The organism is Thermoflexus hugenholtzii JAD2, assembly GCF_900187885.1.
In the GTDB taxonomy this organism is placed as follows: domain Bacteria; phylum Chloroflexota; class Anaerolineae; order Thermoflexales; family Thermoflexaceae; genus Thermoflexus; species Thermoflexus hugenholtzii.
On the sequence record NZ_FYEK01000027.1, the window covers coordinates 259,573 to 276,973 of the forward strand.

The window sequence follows — 17,401 nt, forward strand, 5'->3', positions numbered from 1 at the left end:
ACCTCTGGGGGCAGGGCAGATGGCGCTCTTCCTGTTGAGGGAACGTTGGCGGGCCTGGCGTCAGGCGTTCCAGGAGTTCTTCTACGGCTTCGCCGCCTACGATGTGGTCCAGCATCTCCTGGAGATGCGGGCCGCCACGGAGAACCTGTTCATCGCCGCCCTCTTCGGCGATCTCATCGGCCTTCCCATCATGCCGCCCTATTACAGCCTGCGCCTGCTGCCCTATGTCGTCCCGGTCCTCAGCACCTGGAAGCGACGGGTCTTGCGGGAGCGCGAGTTCACCGACGAGCACGATTTCCATTTGCACGGCCTGTGAGGGACGGCTTGCGGCATCGATCCCGATGCCGGATCGTTGCCGTGAGGGATCTCTGAGGAGGTGTGAAGACATGACGGAGCAGAAGACACGGGAGGGGTTGCTGCGTCGGGTGGTGAATTTCGTGCAGGAGCTGACCTACGGCATGGCGGCCCACGACATGGCTCGCTACGCCCTCCGCACCCGGGCCAGCATGGAGCATCTGTTCATCCTGATCACCATGGGCGACCTCATCGGCGTCCCCATCCTGCCGCCTTATTACAGCCTGCGCATCCTGCCCTACGTGGTGCCCCAGATCAGCACCTGGAAGCGCCGCATGCTCCGGGAGCGGGATGTGGCGGACGCGATGTTCTGAACGTCAAGTGAATCCCCTCATGAGGTGAGCTGGAATGGCCACTGCGTTGGCAAAATTGCTCCGGGAGAACTCTGAGCGCCGTTACATCATGTTCGGCGGCAAGGGCGGGCTGGGGAAGACCACCTTCTCGGCGGCCACGGCTTATTGGCTCGCCAAGCAGGGCTATAAGGTGCTGGTTTTTTCCGTCGATCCCCAGGCCAGCCTCTCGGACATCTTCCAGCGGGATATCTTCGGCAAGGGCCCGGTGGAGATCATGCCCAACCTCTGGGCCCAGGAGATCGACGCCGATCGCCGGATCAAGGAGTATCAGGAGGAGATCCGGCGCAAGATCTTGGACATGTATGGCCTGGATCAGGTGCCCCAGGAGATCGAGGACTACATCCAGGCGGCCTCCGCCGAGCCGGCCATGGAGGAGAGCGCCATCTTCGACGCGGTGGTGGACATCGTGGTTGAGGGCCGCTACGACTACTACATTTACGACCTGGTCCCTCTGGGGCACGCCCTGTATTACCTGAGTATGGCCAAGGTCTACGACGAGTGGATCACCAAGATCACGAAGCTGCGGGAGGAGATGCGGGAGTATGAAGAGATGGTGGCCCGCATCCGCCGCCAGCAGACCGAGGAGGACCGCATCCTGGAGGAGCTGCAGTATATCCGGCAGCGGATCAACATGTCCTCCAGCATCCTCACCGACAGCCGCCGCACGGCTTTCTTCTTCGTGTTGATCCCGGAGGAGCTGGTGATCCTGGACACGTTGAAGGCGGCCGAGCTGTTCCGTCGGTTCGACGTGCCCATCTCCGGCTACGTGGTCAACCGGGTCCTTCCGACGGAGCTGCTGGGCCAGAACATCCCCGAATATCTGCGCAACCGCATCGAGATGCAGCGCCGGCACCTGGAGGAGATCCGCGCCCGCTTCGGCGACCAGGTCCTGGCCTATGTGCCCGAGCTGGAGCGGGATGTCACCGGACTGGACATGATCGCCCGGGTGGCGGATCTGCTCTTCGGAAACGGGAAGGCGTGAGATCGATCCGGGAGGGGAGAGGGATGATCCGCATCGAGAAGACGATGGTGGATTTCCTGCGGGAGCATCCTCGCCTGAAGTATGTGTTCTTCGGCGGGAAGGGCGGGGTCGGGAAGACGGTGATGGCAGGGGCCACAGCCCTCTGGTTCGCCCGGCAGGGCCGCCGCACCCTCCTGGCCTCTACCAACCCGGTCCACAGCCTCTCCGGGCTGTTGGACCAGAACGTCTTCGGCAAGCCGACGCCGGTGGCCGGGGTGCCGAACCTGTGGGCTTATGAGATCGACACCAAGGACACCATCGAGCGCTCCAAGCGGGAGATCCGGGAGAAGATCCAGTGGTTTCTCAAGTTCGCCGAGATCTCCACGCGGGCCGACGAGTTCGTGGAATCGGCCACCATGAACCCGGCCTTCGAGGAGTCGGCGATGTTCGAGAACATGATCGACCTCATGTTCCGAGACGAATACGAGGTCTATGTGTTCGACACTGCCCCCACAGCCAACGCCCGCCGGCTCCTCGGGATGTCCAAAGTCTACGCCCTCTGGGTGAACAAGATGATCAAGTCCCGCCAGGAGGCCCAGGCCCTCCGCAAGTTGCTCTCCTTCACCAAGAAGGAGGAGCCGGACCCCCTGATGGATTACCTGATCAGCTTCCGCGATCGGATGGAGCGGGCCCGGAAGCTGATCACCGATCCGGAGCTCACCGCTTTCTTCTTCGTGACCCTGCCGGAGGCGCTGCCCATCGCGGTGATCCGCCGTTTCATCCACTGGTTCCACGACTTCGGCATCCCGGTGGGCGGCGTGATCGTCAACGGCCTCATCGATCGGTCCTTCCTGGGGGAGAACACCCCCGACTTCGTCCGCAACCGCATCGAGATGCAGGCACGCTATCTCCAGGAGATCGAGGCGCTCTTCGACGGCTTGGTGCGGGGGATGACCCCCCTCCTGGAGAACGAGGTGCGTGGCGTCCCCATGCTGGAGCGCTTCGCCGGCTATCTGTTTGCCAGCTCCTCGTGAGAAACCCGGGGATTTCAGAGAGATGGGCCGGGCGGCTTGATCGCCGCCCGGCCCGTTGTTTTCGGAAGCGCTCAGGCAGGCCGTTGCTGGAGGGAGGGGGATGGTTCCCCGGAGGGGGAAGGGCGAGGGGCGATGGTTGCGGGTTGGGGTGGCCGGAGGAGATGGACCACAAACAGGACCTGAGCCAGGGCGAAGAGCACCCCAAACAGCAGCATGGCGACCCCAAACCCCGGGCCATCCCCCGGCCAGGGATAAGCCCGGCGGGGGATCCCCGCCGCTCCGGCCCGCAGCAAGGTGTAGAACATCCCCAGCGCGCCCAGGAAGGTGAGCCCGGCGTGGAGGAATCCCCGGCGCGCCTCCAGGGGCCACCCTCGCAGCCCGGGGTGATGGTGATACAACATCCCCAGCCAGATCATCCCAACGGCGATCAGGATGGTCATCGTATGGGCGGTCACGTAAAGGGTGCCGTGAAGGCGCAGGTTCCAGGCCCGGGTGGCCAACTGGAGGGCCACGAAGCCATCGATGAGGTAGAGAAGGAACCCGCCCAGCACGAACAGCGGGGCCGGGTGAAGCCGCAGGCCATCCCGCCAGAGGGTGGCCCCGATGTTGAAGGCGGTGAAGGCGGCGGCGAAGCCCGTCAGCCACGAGGCCGCCTGGGCCAGCGCGGTGAACCCCGGTGGGGAGGTTGAGATCATCGTGTAAAGATGGTGCCCGAAGGCGGGGATTGCGGAGAGGGTATACAGGCCGACGGCCAACACCCCCATGCCCGGGCTATACAAGCGAGGTGTTGGGGCTCGCGTGTAGAGCGGGACCAGGGCGTAGACCGCTGCCAGGGCCATGATCCCCATCGCCTCCATCAGGTTGTGGGCGAACAGCCAGAACGCCACGTTGAAAGGCCACGGATCCACCTCCGGACGGATCTGCGGGAGAAGAGGGCCCAGAGGGATCCGGCACCAGGAGGGGAGCTGTTCCGGTCGAAGGAGGCCCAGGACGACCGCGAAGACCACTGCCGCCAGCAGGAACACCGGGAGCCCGAGGATCGGCATCATCCCGACGTAGGCGGCCATCCCCAGCATCCCCGGATCCCTGCGCATGCGCTCCCACTGCCTCCGGGAAGGATAAAGCCGCCCCCACATCGTCCGGGCCAGCGCGGCGGGGTAGAGGTAGAGGACCGCGAGCAAGACCAGCGCGATCCCCACGAGGGCGAGGATCAGCGGACCACGCCCCCACATCCCCCGGGCAGGTCCTACGGTCGGCAGCGGATACATCAGGGTATAGGAGGGGGCGAATCCCTGCAGGTTGGCTAGGGTGAGGAGGATCAATCCGCCGTTCAGGAGCCCATACAGCCAGCGGGGCAGGAGACGAGGCGGAGAGGATCCTGTCTCCTCCATGCAGGAGCGGGCTTGAAGCAGGCTCAGGCCGACCATCAGCTGGAACAGGCCGCCGAAAACGAAGGCCACCCCGTGCCCGGTCAGGGCGATGGCATACAGGCGAGCGGCGCCTCCCTGGGGGAGGAACGCCTGCAAGGCGGGCAGAAACAGCCCCAGGATCCCGCCCGCCGCGAACCAGACCAGGGCGGTGAGGATCAGCCACCCGGAGAGCCGTTCCGGGCGTGCCATCTCACTTCCTCCTTTCCACCAGGAATTCGGTCACCATCCGACCGTGGCCGACCCCGCAATATTCCAGACAGCGCACGGTATATCGTCCGGGATCGGTGAAACGAAAACGCAGGCGCTCTTCATGGCCCGGCATGGCCATCACCGTGAACAGGAGACGGTTGTGGGGATCGTAAACCCCGAAGGAGTGCAGGGTGTCCAGGCTGGACACCCGGAAGACCACCGGAGTGTCCGCAGGCACTGAGCGGGGGACGATCCGATAGTTCCAGGTCCAGGCCACCACCTCAACGGTAGATGCTTCCTCCGCCTGAGGGCGCTCGGCCTGGGCCCAGCGCAGGCTGCTCAGGTTGAGGCCTAACCCGAGCAGCGCAAACAATCCGAGCCAGAGCCCCCGGGCAACCCATGGCCGTGGAAGATCCCCACGGGCTCCTCGCAGCGCCCGCCAGAGGAGCCCGAACGCGGCTCCCAAGAGCAACAGGGAGATCCCCAGCGCGCTGATCCACGCTCCATCGGGTCCTTCCAGCCGCATCGCTTCTCCTCCTTTGAATGGGAATTAAAAAACCTCCCCCGGCCGATTTCGGGCCGGGGGAGGAGCTGGGACAGAATTTCTCGGTCGCTTCTCAGGCGATATGGGGAAGGTCTGTTGGAGGCAAGAATAAACGGCTGCCCCCCGCCGGCCCGAACAGTCGACCGGGACAACACGCCGTGTCCGGCCCGCCCTGGAGGCAGCCGTTCATCAGAGACCGGAGACTCCGATCCTGCTCTGCCATCCAACGCGTCCTTTTCATCGGCTTTTTCAGCATCGTATGCATGGGGCCTGGATCTGTCAAATTCCGAGGTCCAATTTTCGATGATTCAATTCAGCGAAATGAGAAGCCCATAGGCTCCGGGAGCCGGACGGAGAAGCCCTGCAGATCGAGGGGCGTGGGGATGGCGAGCTCCGCCGCGGGCAGCGCGTCCGGCGGAGGGAGGAAAATCCGGGCCAGGCCCCGAGGCTGCACCCGCCGGAAGCGGGCCAGGGGCTCCGGCCAGCGGGCGAGCAGCTCCTGTGCCCGCGGGCTCCCGGTGAGCCGGGCATGCCGCTCCAGGATCGCCTGCAGGAACGCGATCTCCTGTGGATCCTCCACCGGCTCGATGCGGACGAGCTGGGGGTTGTAGCGCCGCTCCAGTTCCTCCCGCTCGTCCAGGACATAGGCCACGCCTCCGGTCATCCCCGCCCCAAAGTTGTCCCCCACCGGACCCAGGATCACGGCGCCGCCGCCGGTCATATACTCACAGCCGTGATCCCCCACGCCTTCCACGACGGCCCACGCCCCGCTGTTGCGCACCGCGAAGCGATCGCCGGCCCGCCCGGCGACGAAGAGCCACCCGCCGGTAGCCCCATACAGGGCGGCGTTGCCGATCAGCACCGGGTTCGGATCCCGCAGATCGTGGGGCGGGCGGATGATGAGCTCCCCACCCCCCAGCCCTTTGCCTACGCCGTCGTTGGCGGCCCCGATCAGGATCAGCCGCATGCCCCGATGGGCGAAGGCCCCGAAGCTCTGGCCAGCTTCCCCGATGAACAACAAGGTGACGGTGCCTTCCGGCAGCCCGGCCTCCCGATACCGCCGGGCGATCTCCCCGGCCAGCCGCGCCCCCACCGCGCGATCCACGTTGCGGATCCGGTAAATCCCCCGCACCGGCCGGCCCTCCATCCGCGCGTGGACCGCGTCGCGCACGATCTGATCGTTGAGGGCGAAAGACCAGACCCGGGGGGCGGCGGGAACGGCCGGGGGCGGCGTCGCCGGGCGGAGCACCGCCTCCCAGTCCACCGAATCATCCACCGCCTTCAGCAGATCCGTCCGTCCGATCACTTCCCCCAGGCGGGTGTAGCCCATGGAGGCCAGGATCTCCCGCACCTCATGCGCCACCATCCGGAAGTAGACCATCACGTGCTCCGGGCGCCCGGCGAACTTCGCCCGGCGCTCCGGATCCTGGGTGGCCACCCCGGTCGGACAGGTGTTCTGATGGCAGACCCGGGCCATCACGCATCCCAGGGCGATGAGGGGAACGGTGCCGAAGGAGAACTCATCCGCCCCCAGGAGGGCGGCGATCACCACATCCCGTCCGGTGCGCAGGCCCCCGTCCACGCGCAGCCGCACGCGGTCCCGGAGCCCGCAGGCCACCAGCATCCGGTGGGCCTCCGCCAGCCCGACCTCCCACGGTATCCCCGCGTTCTTGATCGAGGACCAGGGCGAGGCCCCGGTCCCGCCGGCGTGGCCGCTGATCAGGATGATGTCCGCCCCGGCCTTGGCCACGCCGGCCGCGATCACCCCCACTCCGATGGTGGAGACCAGCTTCACGGAGACCTGAGCCCGCGGGTGGATGGCCTTGAGGTCGTAGATCAGCTGGGCCAGATCCTCAATGCTGTAGATGTCGTGATGTGGAGGCGGCGAGATCAGGTCGATGCCGGGCTGGGCGAAGCGCAGCCGGGCGATCTCGGCCGTCACCTTGGTGGCCGGCAGGTGCCCGCCCTCACCGGGCTTGGAGCCCTGGGCCATCTTGATCTGGAGCTCCTCGGCGGAGATCAGGTAATACGGCGTGACGCCGAAGCGGGCGGAGGCCACCTGCTTGGCCCGGCTGTTCCGCTCGGTCTCGTAGCGGTCGGGATCCTCGCCGCCCTCCCCGCTGTTGGAGCGCAGCCCCAGGCGGTTCATGGCGATGGCCAGGGCCTCGTGGGCCTCTGGGGAGAGGGCGCCGTGGGACATCGCCGCCGTGGAGAAGCGGCGGAGGATCGCCTCCTCCGGCTCCACCCGGTCCAGCGGGATCGGCGGGCGGTCGCTCTCCCAGCGCAGCCGATCCCGCAGATCCACCGACTCCCGATGGACATGGGCGGCGAAGGCTCGGTAGCGGCGATAGGCCTCGGGGAAACCTTCCCCCAGGGCCTCAGGGGTCCGAACGGCCTCCTGGAGCGCTCGAATGGCCTCCGGGTTCAGGGCGTGGAACTCCCCGCGCGTCCGGTGTTTGTAGAACCCCGGGGAGGGGAGCTCCGGGCGTTCCGAGGCGAAGGCCGCCCGATGCCAGATCGCCACACGCCGGGCGATCTCCTCCAGGCCGACCGGGCCGAAGACCGCGGGGGTGCCGGCGAAGGCCCATTCCACCAGCTCCCGTTGCAGGCCGATGATCTCGAAGATCTGGGCCCCTGTGTAGGCGTCCAGGGTGGAGATCCCCATGCGGGCCATCACTTTGAGCAGGCCCTTCTCGACCGCCTGGATGTAACGCCGGATCGCCTCCTCCGGGCTTCCGGCGCGCCCGCCTTCGCCTTCGCGCATCGCCAGGGCGGCGACGGTCTCGAGGGCCAGATAGGGGCAGATCGCCGAGGCGCCATACCCGATCAAGCAGGCGAAATGGTGGACCTCCCGGGGCTCCCCGGAGACCACGATCAGGCTCGCCTGGGTCCGCTGGCCGGTCCGGATCAGGTGGTGGTGCACCGCGCCGACGGCCAGCAGGGCTGGGATGGGGGCGTGGGCTGTGTCGACCGTTTCATCGCTGAGGATCAGCAGGGCGCATCCCTCCCGAACGGCCTGCTCGGCGGCCCGACACAGCTCCGCCAGGGCCTGTCGCAATCCATCCGGCCCGGCCGCCATCGGCCACACCATGGGGAGCGTGGCGGAGCGGAAGCGGGGATCCGGCAAGGCCCGCAGGGCGGCGACCTGGGCCGGGGTGAGGATCGGCCCCGGGAGCTCGATGAGGCGAGCGGCCTCCTCATCCGGGTTCAGCAGGTTGCCACGGGCGCCCAGCAGCACGGTCAGGGACATCACCCGGGTCTCCCGCAGGGGATCGATGGGCGGGTTCGTCACCTGGGCGAAGCGCTGCTTAAAAAAGTTGTAAAGGGGGCGGGGCCACCCGGAGAGCATCGCCAGCGGCGTGTCATCGCCCATGGAGCCGATGGGCTCTTGGCCGGTCCAGGCCATCGGGCGGAGCAGGAGGGCCAGCTCCTCCGCCGTGTAGCCGAACGCGATCTGCCGCCGGAGGAGCGCCTCCGGTTCGGAGGGCGGGATATGGGCGGGCGCCTCCGGAAGACGCACCCGATGGCGGCGCACCCACTCCGCGTAGGGACGCTGGGCGCTGAGCTCGGCCCGCAGGGCGGTGGGATCCTGCACCCGGCCGGTGCGGAGATCCACTGCCAGCATCTGGCCCGGCCCCAGGCGGTCCAGCCGCAGGATCCGTTCGGGGGGGATCTCCAGGGCCCCGATCTCGGAGCCGCAGTAGAGCAGGCCGTCCACCGTTCGCAGCACCCGCAACGGGCGCAGGCCGTTGCGGTCCAGCAGCGCGCCCACCACGCGCCCATCGGTGAACAGCACCGCGGCCGGGCCATCCCACGGCTCGATCAGGCCCTGATGGTAAGCGTAGAAGCCCCATGCTGCCTCATCCAGCTCGGGGGATTTCTCCCAGGCCTCCGGGATCAGCATGCGCAGGGCGTGGCGGATGTCGTAGCCGGAGTGGACCAGGAACTCCACCACGTTGTCCAGCATGGCGGAGTCCGAGCCCTCGGGGTCGATGATCGGCCGCAGGTCCTCGATGGAGTCTCCCCAGAGCGGGGAAGCCAGCCTGGCCTCCCGGGCGCGCATCCCATGGATGTTCCCCTGGAGGGTGTTGATCTCCCCGTTGTGGCAGAGGGTGCGGAAGGGCTGAGCCCGGGTCCAGGCGGGCAGGGTATTGGTGCTGAAACGCTGGTGGAAGATCACGAAGTCCGTCTCGAAGGCCGGGTCCTCCAGATCCGGATAGAAACGCGGCAGATCTCGGGAGAGGACCAGGGCTTTATAAACGATGGTTCGGGAGGAGGCGGAGGCAACATAGAGGGAGAGCCCTTCGGCGGCCGCCTCCCGCTCGCTCCGGCGGCGGGCCCGATACAGCCGGCGGTCAATTCCCTCCGGGTTGTCGCTTCGCTCATCCGCCAGCAGGGCCTGAACGATGGCCGGGCATGTGGCCCGGGCCCGGGGGCCGAGGACCTCCGTCCGGATCGGCACGGGGCGCCAGGCCAGGAGAGCGAATCCCTGCTCCCCGAAGGAAGCCTTCAAGAGGGCGCGGGCCTTTTCCTGAGCGGAGGGATCCGGAGGCAGGAACAGCATGGCGGCAGCCAAACGTTCAGGAGCGACGCCCAGGCCCTGGGCCTCCAGGAAACGCAGGAGCAACCGGCGGGGGAGGGCGGTCAGCACCCCCGCCCCATCGCCGGTCCGCCCATCATCTGCGGTGGCCCCGCGATGGGCCATGCGGTCCAGGGCCTGAAGGGCCATCCAGAGCAATTCGTGATCCGCTGGGCCTCCGGGACGGGCGAGCAGCCCGATCCCGCATGCGTCGCGCTCCCGTCGGTGGATTCCCTCCATCGGATTCCTCCTGGCTGCGCCCCTATGGCGTTCCCGCGAGGGATCCTTCCGCGTCCGGGTGGCCCCCGGGGTTAACGAACATTTTCACAAGGGGTGGGGGGAGTTGTCATCCCCCGTTTGGGCCATTTTGGTCCCCCTGAACTGGCCATTCGCCTCCAGGCCCGGCGCGCGGAGCTCGAGGAGGCGCGCCCGCTGCTGTTGCGCAGCATCGTCCATGAGTTCGGCCGGCTGATCGGCGCCCTGCAAGCGGCGCTGCACGCCCTTCAGGCCGGCGCGGCCGAGGACCCTCGCTTGCGGGGGGAGCTGCTCCAGGGGATGTCCCAGGTCGCCGGGGATCTGACCCGGTTGCTGGACGATCTGGCGCAGACCTATCGGCAGACACGGGAGCCGCTTTCTCTTCGCGCCCAGCCGCTGGATCCGGGGAGCTGGCTGCGGGCGCGGATCCCCCTCTGGGCCGGGATGGCCCGGGAGCAGGGATTGCGCTGGGAGGATGCGGTTCCGTCCGAACTCCCCTCGATCGTGGCGGATCCCGACCGGCTGGCCCAGGCGCTGGACAACTTGGTGGACAACGCCGTGAAGTTCACGCCGCCTGGGGATGCGTGCGGATGGAGGCCGGGAGTGGGGATGGGAGGGTATGGATCCGGGTTCAGGACACCGGGCCGGGGATCCCGCCGGAGGAACTGCCCCGGCTGTTCGAGCCCTTTTATCGGGGGCGTCAGGGAGGGCGGCCCGGCTTGGGGCTGGGCCTGTTCCTGGCCCGGACCATCGTGGAAGCCCATGGAGGGCATCTGGAGATAACCAGTGAGCCGGGGGCGGGGAGCGCTTTCACCCTGATCCTGCCGGCAGCCCATCCGGATCGAAGGGGGAGCGCATGCTGAGCCTGGGGATTCCTGCAGCTCCATCCGCGTGATCCCGACCAGCGGGACCATCTCTCGCATCCCGCCGTCCGATCAAGATAGGACTTACGCAGTTGGCGGAAAGGGACCCCCACATATGGTGGGCAATCGGCCAGAATATTATATGGCAGTGGGATGTTCCCAATCGGGCCTCAACTGCGTAACTCCTATGCGTAACTCCTACAAGATTTATTCCGGTCTCAACCCGATCACCCAGATTGGGCATGGGAGGACACTTCGATAGATTTCCAGATCCCGTCGAACCTTACTCAAACGAGGGAGATTCGTCCCCTTTACACTATCATCATACACGATTTCTACTGCAACATCAATAACCTCAAGATTATAGGCAAGCAAAAATTTCAAAAAATCGTTGTAACAATCAGAAGGATCTGAAAGTTGTATTTCTATCGCAACCTTGTCCTTTTTAAGATCAAACTTTAGGCGCTTATGTTGAGGAGTAACGGGTTGCTGGCGTTGCCAGCCTTTCCGAGCGAGCAACTCTTCCAAAATTTGTGCGGGAGTTGGACGTGTTCCTCTTCCCAATTTTGTCTTACCTAAGAATAGCATATGTTGTAGCTGTTTGATTGAATCTTCTATCTCATCCATAAATCCAGGAAAGTGTTGTTTCAGTATAGTTTTTGCGAATTTAAAATCGTAGTCTGAATATCCCATTTTTCCTACCTTAGGCATAAGAGTTTAGGCTGTTATTTCAGGATACCAGCACTTAAAGACCAGTGGCTCCCGCATCGGCTCCTCCGCTCCTCCGCGTCTCTGGCCCTGCTTCAAATTATAGCCGGTCGGATCCGGAAAAGCAGCCCACGTCTTTAAGGTCTTCTTAAGCTTGGCTTGAGCTGCTCTTCAGGCAGCGGGCCTGCCTGCGGGGTAAGTTCTTTTCAGGAAATCCGGCTGAAAGGAGGAGAGGCCCATGGCGCATTATGGGATCCGACGGTTCGGCTTTGCCGCGGTCATGCTGGCTCTGGCGGCTTGTGCCCCGGCCACGCCCACATTGGCTCCGACTGCAACGCCTGCGCCTGCGGCGACACCAGCTCCCTCACCGACCCCCCAGCCGGCTATGGTGAAGGTGGGTGAGAGTAAGGAGCTGGGGCAGTTCCTGACGGATGGGGAGGGGCGCACCCTCTATGTGTTCTTGAAGGATCCGGAGAATGCGAGCGTGTATGAGGGGGAGTGTGCGCAGAAGTGGCCGCCTTTGCTGACCACTCAAAAAGCACACTCATTAAGAGGGGTGGTGGCGAGCCCACCACCCCCTGCTTCTTGTGTGGCGGGCGATCTCTGAACCCCGATGAAAAGGAGCTCCTGCCGAAAGATCCCAACCCGGGGGTCTGGTGACTGGCAGATGGGATCCTCCTGAGAGGTCCCTCGTCGCTCCCTGGGTGGATCCCTCGGGGAAGGCGCCCGGCGGCTTGAGTTTTTGACGCTTTCCCGCCTTGTGCATACACTCAATGCGTCCACGGGATGGGCTCCATCCATTCGCGTCGGAGGAGTTTGCTATGGCCGACCATGAGACCACGTGGGGAGATCATCCGCGGACGACGGTGCGTCTCCGGCCCGGCGAGCGGGTCACCCTGTGCCGGTGCTTTCAGTCGAAGAACTTCCCGTTCTGCGATGGGTCCCATCGGGAGGTCGCGGGACGGGGCCCGGTGACGGTAGTCGTGCTGCAGGAAGAGCCCTCCGAGTCGAGGGGCGTCATCTGAGGCGCGGCGCAGGCCCGCAGGCCTGCGCATCCGAGAAAACCCCAAGGGAGGGGAACGACCGATGGGTGAGCATGAGGTGACCATCACGGCACAGAATTTCGAGCAGGAAGTCCTGAAGTCCGACAAGCCGGTGCTGGTGGATTTCTGGGCGGAGTGGTGCGGGCCGTGCAAGGCCCTGGAACCCATCGTGGCCCAGATCGCTCGGGAATACGTTCAGGTCCTGAAGGTGGGCAAGTTAAATGTGGACGATTACCCCGAGCTGGCCATGCGCTATGGGGTGATGGGGATCCCCACCCTCATCCTGTTCAAGGACGGGCGGGAGGTGGCGCGGATCGTCGGCTACCAGCCCCGGGAGCGCCTGCTCCGGCAGATCCTCCCGCATCTCCAGCCAGCCCCACAACGGTAAGCGGAGCCGGACCAGGGGTCGGGGGGAGCCGGAGATCCCCGACCCCCGGTTTTCTTCACCTCATTCATTCATAGCGCAGGGCGACGATGGGGTCGAGCCGGGCGGCGCGCCAGGCCGGGTAAAGACCGGCGGCTAGGCCCACCGCGGAGCTGATCCCCACCGCCAGTAGGATCGCCTCCGGGGTCACGATAGCCCGGAACGCCCCTCCAGCCAGCGTGGAGATCAGGAAAGCCACCCCGATCCCCAGCAATACCCCCAGGAACCCCCCGATGAGGGCCAGGAGAACCGTCTCGATCAGGAACTGGAGCATGATGTCCCGTCGCCGCGCTCCCACGGCCTTGCGCAGGCCGATCTCCCGTGTCCGCTCCCGCACGGAAACCAGAGTGATGTTCATGATACCGATTCCCCCTACCAGCAGGGAGATCCCGGCGATGGCGGAGAGGAAGGCCGTCAGGATCAGAGTGAGGTTGCCGAAGAGGTTCAGAATCTCCTCCTGGGAGACCACGGTGAAATCCTCGTCCTCCCGGAAGCGGATGCCGTGGCGCTCCCGCAAGACGGCGGTGGCCTGCTCCTGCGCCGCCCGGATGCGGTCCGGGGAGCGGGCGACCAGCACGATGGCCGAGAGGCCGGGTTCCCCGCCGCGCCCCCGCACCGAGTAGAGATACTGATGCATGGCGCTTAAGGGGATGAGGATCACCTCATCGTCGTTCCCGAAGGAGGTGCCCCCTTTGCGGCTCAGGATCCCGATGACCCGGAAGGGGACATCCCGGATGCGGATCAGCTGCCCGACGGGATCGGCTTCCCCGAACAGCCTTCGGGCGGCCTCCACGCCCAGGAGCGCCACCCGGGCCGCGGTCCGCTCGTCCTCCGGGGTGAGGAAGCGGCCCCGCGTCACCGCCCAGTTCCGGGCGATCTGATATTCCGGCGTCACCCCGCGCACGGTGATGACCATCCGCTCCTTGGTGGAGGCCACCGGGAGCGTCTGGGCCACCACCGGGGCCACCATGACAATGTCTGGCGCCCGGGTGGGATCCTGCAACGCCCGGGCATCCCCCAGGGTCAGGGCGGGTCGCATCAGGCCGGACTGCTGGGCGGCGGCCCGGGTGATCCCGCTCTGGGAGAATCCTCCCGGGAAGACGAACAGCACGTTGGGCCCGATGGCCTCCACCTGACGTTGGATGTAGTCCCGGACGCCCTGGCCAGCGGCGAGCAGGGCCACGACGGCGCCGACCCCGATCAGGATGCCCAGCAGGCTGAGGGCGGTGCGCAGTTTGTTGGCCAACAGGCTCTGAAGGGCTGTCTGCAGGTTCTCTTGAAATTGCGCAATCATGGCTTCCGGTCCTCTCAAGCGATGCGGTCGCTCCCCCGGTCATTCGTAGCGGAGGGCGACGATGGGGTCGAGCCGGGCGGCGCGCCAGGCCGGGTAGAGGCCGAAGAAGAGCCCGACGGCGGCGCTCACCCCCACGGCCAGGAGCACGGTATCCAGGCCCACCGCCGCCCGCACCTCTCCGCCGCTCAGGGCGTTGATCGTCGAGGCCAGGGCGATCCCGGCCCCGGTCCCCAGGATGCCGCCGAGCATCGTGATTAGGATGGCCTCGGTAAGGAACTGGAGCAGGATGTCTCGCTGACGGGCTCCCACGGCCTTGCGCAGGCCGATCTCCCGCGTCCGCTCGGTCACCGACACCAGCATGATGTTCATGATCCCGATGCCCCCCACGATCAGGGAGATGGCGCCCAGCGCCCCCAGGAACACGGTAAGCACGCTGGAGATCTGCCCGAAGATCGAGATCAGCTCGAACTGGGTCAGGATGGCGAAGTCGTCTTCATCCCAGAAGCGAATGCGGTGTCGCTCCCGCAGGAGCTCCGTGATCCGCCGGACGATTTCGTCCGTGTATTCCGATCGGGCGGCTTGGAGCATGATCCCGGTCACCAGCAGCTCCCCGGTTCGCGGATCCCGGGCGTCGTAGAGCATCTCCTGGGCCACCGTGATCGGGATGAAGGCCAGGTCGTTGTAGTCCCCGAAGGCGTTGCCGCCCTTATCCGACATCACCCCGATCACCCGGAAGGGGACCCCGTTGATGCGCACCGTCCGCCCCACCGGGTTGGGGACGTCCGGGAAGAGGCGGCGGGCTGGGGTGAGGCCCAGCACGATCACCCGGGAGCGGTTGAGGAGATGGGCCTCCTCGAGGAATGTGCCGTGCTGGGGAGGCCAGTTGCGGGCGGGAGCGTAGCCCGGGGTGGTCCCCAGGATCACCGTCACCGCCTCCCGGCCCTCGCTCTCCAGAGGCCCGAAACGCTGGATCACCGGGACGACGACGGTGACCCGGCCGCGCACCTCTTGTTCGATGGCGCGCACATCCCGCATGGTGAGGGAGGAGATATCCTGCAGCGCGGCCCCTGCGGATGGGCCCTCCGCCGCCGCCCGTGGGATCACGAAGATCAAGTTGGTGCCGAGGGCGGCGAACTGGTCCTGGATGTAATTCTGCACCCCGCGGCCGATGGCCACCATGGCGATGACGGCAGCCACCCCGATCAGGATGCCCAGGAGGGTGAGGACCGCCCGCAGGCGGTTGGCGGCCAGAGTCTCGAAGGCCTGCTGGATGTTCTCCCTCCACAGCGCCGTCCGCATTCAAAGCTCCTTTCCGAAGGATGGCACAGGTAGGATCAGCGCCCGAAGAAGATCCGGAAGGAGGAGGCCGGTTGCACCTCGCTCAGGGCCACTCGGTCGCCCTCCTGCAGCCCTTCCAGGACCTCGCTCTCCGTCTCCCCCTGGGCGCCCAGGCGGATCTCGACTTCCTCCACCCGGTCGCCGATCACCCGATACACGAAAGCCCGGCCGGTCTCCCGATCCCGCCGGACGGCGGCGTTGGGCACCAGGAGCACGTTCTCCCGGCGCTCCACCTCGATCTCCACAGTGGCGCTCATGCCGGCGCGCAGAACGGGATCCCGCTCATCCAGCACCACGCGGACCCGGTAGGTGGCGGCGCCGCCGGTCTCCGTGGCGGCGGGGGCGATGGCGTCGATGTGCCCGCGGAAGGACCGGCCCGGCAGGGCGTCCAGGGTGATCTCCACCGGCATCCCTTCCTTCAAGCGCACGACATCGACTTCATCGACGGTCAGGTCCAGATAGAGATCGCTCAAATCAGCCAGGATGATGGCCCCGCCGGGGATGCCGGCCCCGACCACCTGGCCGATTTCGATGTTCACCGCGATGACGGTGCCATCGAAGGGAGCCAGCAGCGTCGCCTGCTCTAGGCGGCGGCGGGCCTGCTCCAGCTGCAGGCGGGCCTGCTCCAGCTGCAGCCGCGTCCGCTCCACGGTGAGGGCGTCCGGCTGAAGCCGGGCCAGGCTGGCCTGAGCCTGCGCCAGCTGGGCTCGAGCGGCCTCCAGCTGCTCCGGCCGCGCCCCGGCCTTCATCTTCTCGTATTGCAGGCGGGCGATCTCCGCCTGGAGCTCCGCCTGTCCCACCCGGGCCCGGGCCAGGTCGACGTCGATGGGGGCGGAGAGGGGAGAGCCGGCGGTTTTATCCCGGGTCAGCTGGGCCTGCCAGATGGCGTTCTTGGCCACCTCGTAGTTCAGCCGGGCGATCTCCAGATCCATGGGATCCGGGCCCTGCTCCAGGGCCCGGAGGGCGGCTTGCGCGCTGCGCACCGCCGCACGGGCCGCGGCCAGCTCTTCCGGCTTCGGCCCCTGAACGGTCTGGCTGTAGACCACCTGCTGGGTGAGATAAGCGACCTCCGCCTGGCGCACCGCCAGCTCCAGATCCGTGGTGTCCAGGCGGGCCAGGGGTTGCCCTTCGCGCACCGCCTCGCCTTCCCGAACGAAGATCTCGGCCACCGTGCCGGCGGTGGCGAAGTTCAGCACAGCCTGGGCGCGGGGACGGATCTTCCCCGCCGCGCTCAGGGTGACCCGGAGGGTCCCCCGCCGGATCGTTGCGGTCTCCGGCAGGGCGGGGGAACGCCCCCGGGCTTGCGCTAAGAAGGCCCCGGCCCCGATGAGGGCGAGGAAGAGCAATCCGCTGAGGAGCCATCGAACGCGGCCTTTCATGAAGCGTCCTCCTAAAGTTTAGGTTCGAGAGGGATCCTCGATGCCTCGGAGCACGAGGGTGGCCAGCTGGTTGGCGATCTGTTCCGGGGGGAGGGCCGCCAGCTCGGGATCCAGCTCCATGCCGAAGACGGTCACGCCGTGCAGGGCGCCCCAGATGGCCCACATCACCAAGGCGGGGTGCAGCGGACGATAGCGTCCCTGACCCAGCTCCGCCACCAGCATGCGGCGCACTTCCTCCAGAAGCGGCCGCGCGATCTGATCCAGGAAGGCCCGGCGCACGGCTTCGTCGGTGCGGATCTCCTGATACAGGGCCTGCATGAGCGGCAGTTGCGCGCGCATCGCGACCAGGCGCTCCCGGAGGAACTCCTCCAGCCAGCGCTGCGGCTCCATGGCCGGTAGCGCCTGCAGGTGGCGCTGAATCGGCTGGACGGTCAGGGCCTCAAACATCGCCAGCAGGAGATGCCGTTTGGTTGGGAAGTAGCGGAACAGCGTGCCCTCCGCCACCCCGGCCTCCCGGGCGATCTGCCGGGTGGTTGCTCCCCGAAACCCGTGCTGGGCGAAGACCCGGGCCGCCGCCTCTAAGATCTGCGTCCGCCGGATCTCCGGAGCCTTCCGCGGCCCCATCCGCGCCTCCATGGAGTGAGTGCTCACTC

Annotated in this window: 16 protein-coding genes; 8 read left to right on the forward strand and 8 right to left on the reverse strand. The window is 66.5% G+C overall.

All coding sequences use genetic code 11. From position 1 onward, the window contains the following. Positions 1-19 precede the first annotated feature (19 nt). The 4 genes from CFB18_RS07385 to CFB18_RS07400 all read left to right on the forward strand — a co-directional run bounded on the left by CFB18_RS07385 (position 20) and on the right by CFB18_RS07400 (position 2,702). Entirely contained in the window at positions 20-316 is a 297-nt protein-coding gene (locus tag CFB18_RS07385) for a DUF7990 family protein (protein ID WP_088571156.1), read from the forward strand. Positions 317-386: 70 nt separating this feature from the next. Next, a complete protein-coding gene (locus tag CFB18_RS07390) occupies positions 387-668 on the forward strand; it encodes a DUF7990 family protein (protein ID WP_088571157.1) in 282 nt (93 codons plus the stop codon). Positions 669-702: 34 nt separating this feature from the next. Next, a complete protein-coding gene (locus CFB18_RS07395) occupies positions 703-1,689 on the forward strand; it encodes an ArsA family ATPase (RefSeq protein ID WP_088571158.1) in 987 nt (328 codons plus the stop codon). A gap of 23 nt (positions 1,690-1,712) precedes the next feature. Next, complete coding sequence (locus tag CFB18_RS07400) at positions 1,713-2,702, forward strand: ArsA family ATPase (protein WP_200808124.1); 990 nt, start codon at positions 1,713-1,715, stop codon at positions 2,700-2,702. Positions 2,703-2,773: 71 nt separating this feature from the next. Here the strand turns inward: CFB18_RS07400 and CFB18_RS07405 are convergent, their stop codons facing one another. From CFB18_RS07405 to gltB, 3 genes are all read right to left on the reverse strand, one after another. Then, positions 2,774-4,321 carry a cbb3-type cytochrome c oxidase subunit I gene (locus CFB18_RS07405; protein ID WP_088571159.1) on the reverse strand — a complete coding sequence of 516 codons (1,548 nt, stop codon included), beginning with the start codon at positions 4,319-4,321 and terminating at the stop codon, positions 2,774-2,776. Position 4,322: 1 nt separating this feature from the next. Next, the gene (locus CFB18_RS07410; protein ID WP_088571160.1) at positions 4,323-4,847 is read right to left on the reverse strand and encodes a cupredoxin domain-containing protein; all 525 of its coding nucleotides are present in this window, start codon (positions 4,845-4,847) and stop codon (positions 4,323-4,325) included. Positions 4,848-5,178: 331 nt separating this feature from the next. After that, positions 5,179-9,684, reverse strand: coding sequence for a glutamate synthase large subunit (gltB, locus tag CFB18_RS07415; RefSeq protein ID WP_088571161.1), 4,506 nt, complete (start codon positions 9,682-9,684; stop codon positions 5,179-5,181). A 605-nt stretch (positions 9,685-10,289) separates the two neighbouring features. On the opposite strand from gltB, the gene CFB18_RS16515 reads away from it, so the two are divergent. Further along, on the forward strand, positions 10,290-10,562 hold the full coding sequence (locus CFB18_RS16515) for an ATP-binding protein (RefSeq protein ID WP_088571162.1): 273 nt from the start codon (positions 10,290-10,292) through the stop codon (positions 10,560-10,562). Positions 10,563-10,769: 207 nt separating this feature from the next. Here the strand turns inward: CFB18_RS16515 and CFB18_RS07425 are convergent, their stop codons facing one another. After that, a complete protein-coding gene (locus tag CFB18_RS07425; protein ID WP_088571163.1) occupies positions 10,770-11,273 on the reverse strand; it encodes a BglII/BstYI family type II restriction endonuclease in 504 nt (167 codons plus the stop codon). A 382-nt stretch (positions 11,274-11,655) separates the two neighbouring features. Between CFB18_RS07425 and CFB18_RS16520 the strand changes: the two genes are divergently transcribed. The 3 genes from CFB18_RS16520 (at position 11,656) to trxA (ending at position 12,701) form a co-directional block, all read left to right on the forward strand. Beyond that, on the forward strand, positions 11,656-11,877 hold the full coding sequence (locus CFB18_RS16520) for a COG4315 family predicted lipoprotein (protein ID WP_407084005.1): 222 nt from the start codon (positions 11,656-11,658) through the stop codon (positions 11,875-11,877). Between the two features lie 214 nt (positions 11,878-12,091). Continuing rightward, a complete protein-coding gene (locus CFB18_RS07435) occupies positions 12,092-12,295 on the forward strand; it encodes a CDGSH iron-sulfur domain-containing protein (RefSeq protein ID WP_159461627.1) in 204 nt (67 codons plus the stop codon). 61 nt (positions 12,296-12,356) lie between these two features. After that, complete coding sequence (gene trxA, locus CFB18_RS07440; protein ID WP_088571166.1) at positions 12,357-12,701, forward strand: thioredoxin; 345 nt, start codon at positions 12,357-12,359, stop codon at positions 12,699-12,701. A gap of 64 nt (positions 12,702-12,765) precedes the next feature. On the opposite strand, the gene CFB18_RS07445 is transcribed toward trxA, so the two are convergent. Genes CFB18_RS07445 through CFB18_RS07460 form a run of 4 tightly spaced genes read right to left on the reverse strand, consistent with a single transcriptional unit; the run spans position 12,766 to position 17,372 of the window. After that, positions 12,766-14,031 (reverse strand): ABC transporter permease, encoded by a 1,266-nt coding sequence (locus CFB18_RS07445; protein WP_088571167.1) that lies wholly within the window; start codon positions 14,029-14,031, stop codon positions 12,766-12,768. A gap of 39 nt (positions 14,032-14,070) precedes the next feature. Further along, the gene (locus tag CFB18_RS07450; protein ID WP_088571168.1) at positions 14,071-15,330 is read right to left on the reverse strand and encodes an ABC transporter permease; all 1,260 of its coding nucleotides are present in this window, start codon (positions 15,328-15,330) and stop codon (positions 14,071-14,073) included. A gap of 35 nt (positions 15,331-15,365) precedes the next feature. Then, complete coding sequence (locus CFB18_RS07455; RefSeq protein ID WP_088571169.1) at positions 15,366-16,748, reverse strand: efflux RND transporter periplasmic adaptor subunit; 1,383 nt, start codon at positions 16,746-16,748, stop codon at positions 15,366-15,368. An 18-nt stretch (positions 16,749-16,766) separates the two neighbouring features. Beyond that, the gene (locus CFB18_RS07460) at positions 16,767-17,372 is read right to left on the reverse strand and encodes a TetR/AcrR family transcriptional regulator (RefSeq protein WP_159461628.1); all 606 of its coding nucleotides are present in this window, start codon (positions 17,370-17,372) and stop codon (positions 16,767-16,769) included. Positions 17,373-17,401 lie beyond the last annotated feature (29 nt).

Excerpts from the sequence above, each read along its gene's own strand:
- CFB18_RS07455 (WP_088571169.1), bottom strand. The coding sequence starts at position 16,748 with ATGAAAGGCCGCGTTCGATGGCTCCTCAGCGGATTGCTCTTCCTCGCC.
- CFB18_RS16515 (WP_088571162.1), top strand. The coding sequence starts at position 10,290 with ATGGAGGCCGGGAGTGGGGATGGGAGGGTATGGATCCGGGTTCAGGAC.
- gltB (WP_088571161.1), bottom strand. The coding sequence starts at position 9,684 with ATGGAGGGAATCCACCGACGGGAGCGCGACGCATGCGGGATCGGGCTG.
- CFB18_RS07445 (WP_088571167.1), bottom strand. The coding sequence starts at position 14,031 with ATGATTGCGCAATTTCAAGAGAACCTGCAGACAGCCCTTCAGAGCCTG.
- CFB18_RS07435 (WP_159461627.1), top strand. The coding sequence starts at position 12,092 with ATGGCCGACCATGAGACCACGTGGGGAGATCATCCGCGGACGACGGTG.
- CFB18_RS07395 (WP_088571158.1), top strand. The coding sequence starts at position 703 with ATGGCCACTGCGTTGGCAAAATTGCTCCGGGAGAACTCTGAGCGCCGT.
- CFB18_RS07385 (WP_088571156.1), top strand. The coding sequence starts at position 20 with ATGGCGCTCTTCCTGTTGAGGGAACGTTGGCGGGCCTGGCGTCAGGCG.
- trxA (WP_088571166.1), top strand. The coding sequence starts at position 12,357 with ATGGGTGAGCATGAGGTGACCATCACGGCACAGAATTTCGAGCAGGAA.
- CFB18_RS07425 (WP_088571163.1), bottom strand. The coding sequence starts at position 11,273 with ATGCCTAAGGTAGGAAAAATGGGATATTCAGACTACGATTTTAAATTC.
- CFB18_RS07460 (WP_159461628.1), bottom strand. The coding sequence starts at position 17,372 with ATGGGGCCGCGGAAGGCTCCGGAGATCCGGCGGACGCAGATCTTAGAG.
- CFB18_RS07400 (WP_200808124.1), top strand. The coding sequence starts at position 1,713 with ATGATCCGCATCGAGAAGACGATGGTGGATTTCCTGCGGGAGCATCCT.
- CFB18_RS07450 (WP_088571168.1), bottom strand. The coding sequence starts at position 15,330 with ATGCGGACGGCGCTGTGGAGGGAGAACATCCAGCAGGCCTTCGAGACT.
- CFB18_RS07390 (WP_088571157.1), top strand. The coding sequence starts at position 387 with ATGACGGAGCAGAAGACACGGGAGGGGTTGCTGCGTCGGGTGGTGAAT.
- CFB18_RS16520 (WP_407084005.1), top strand. The coding sequence starts at position 11,656 with ATGGTGAAGGTGGGTGAGAGTAAGGAGCTGGGGCAGTTCCTGACGGAT.
- CFB18_RS07405 (WP_088571159.1), bottom strand. The coding sequence starts at position 4,321 with ATGGCACGCCCGGAACGGCTCTCCGGGTGGCTGATCCTCACCGCCCTG.
- CFB18_RS07410 (WP_088571160.1), bottom strand. The coding sequence starts at position 4,847 with ATGCGGCTGGAAGGACCCGATGGAGCGTGGATCAGCGCGCTGGGGATC.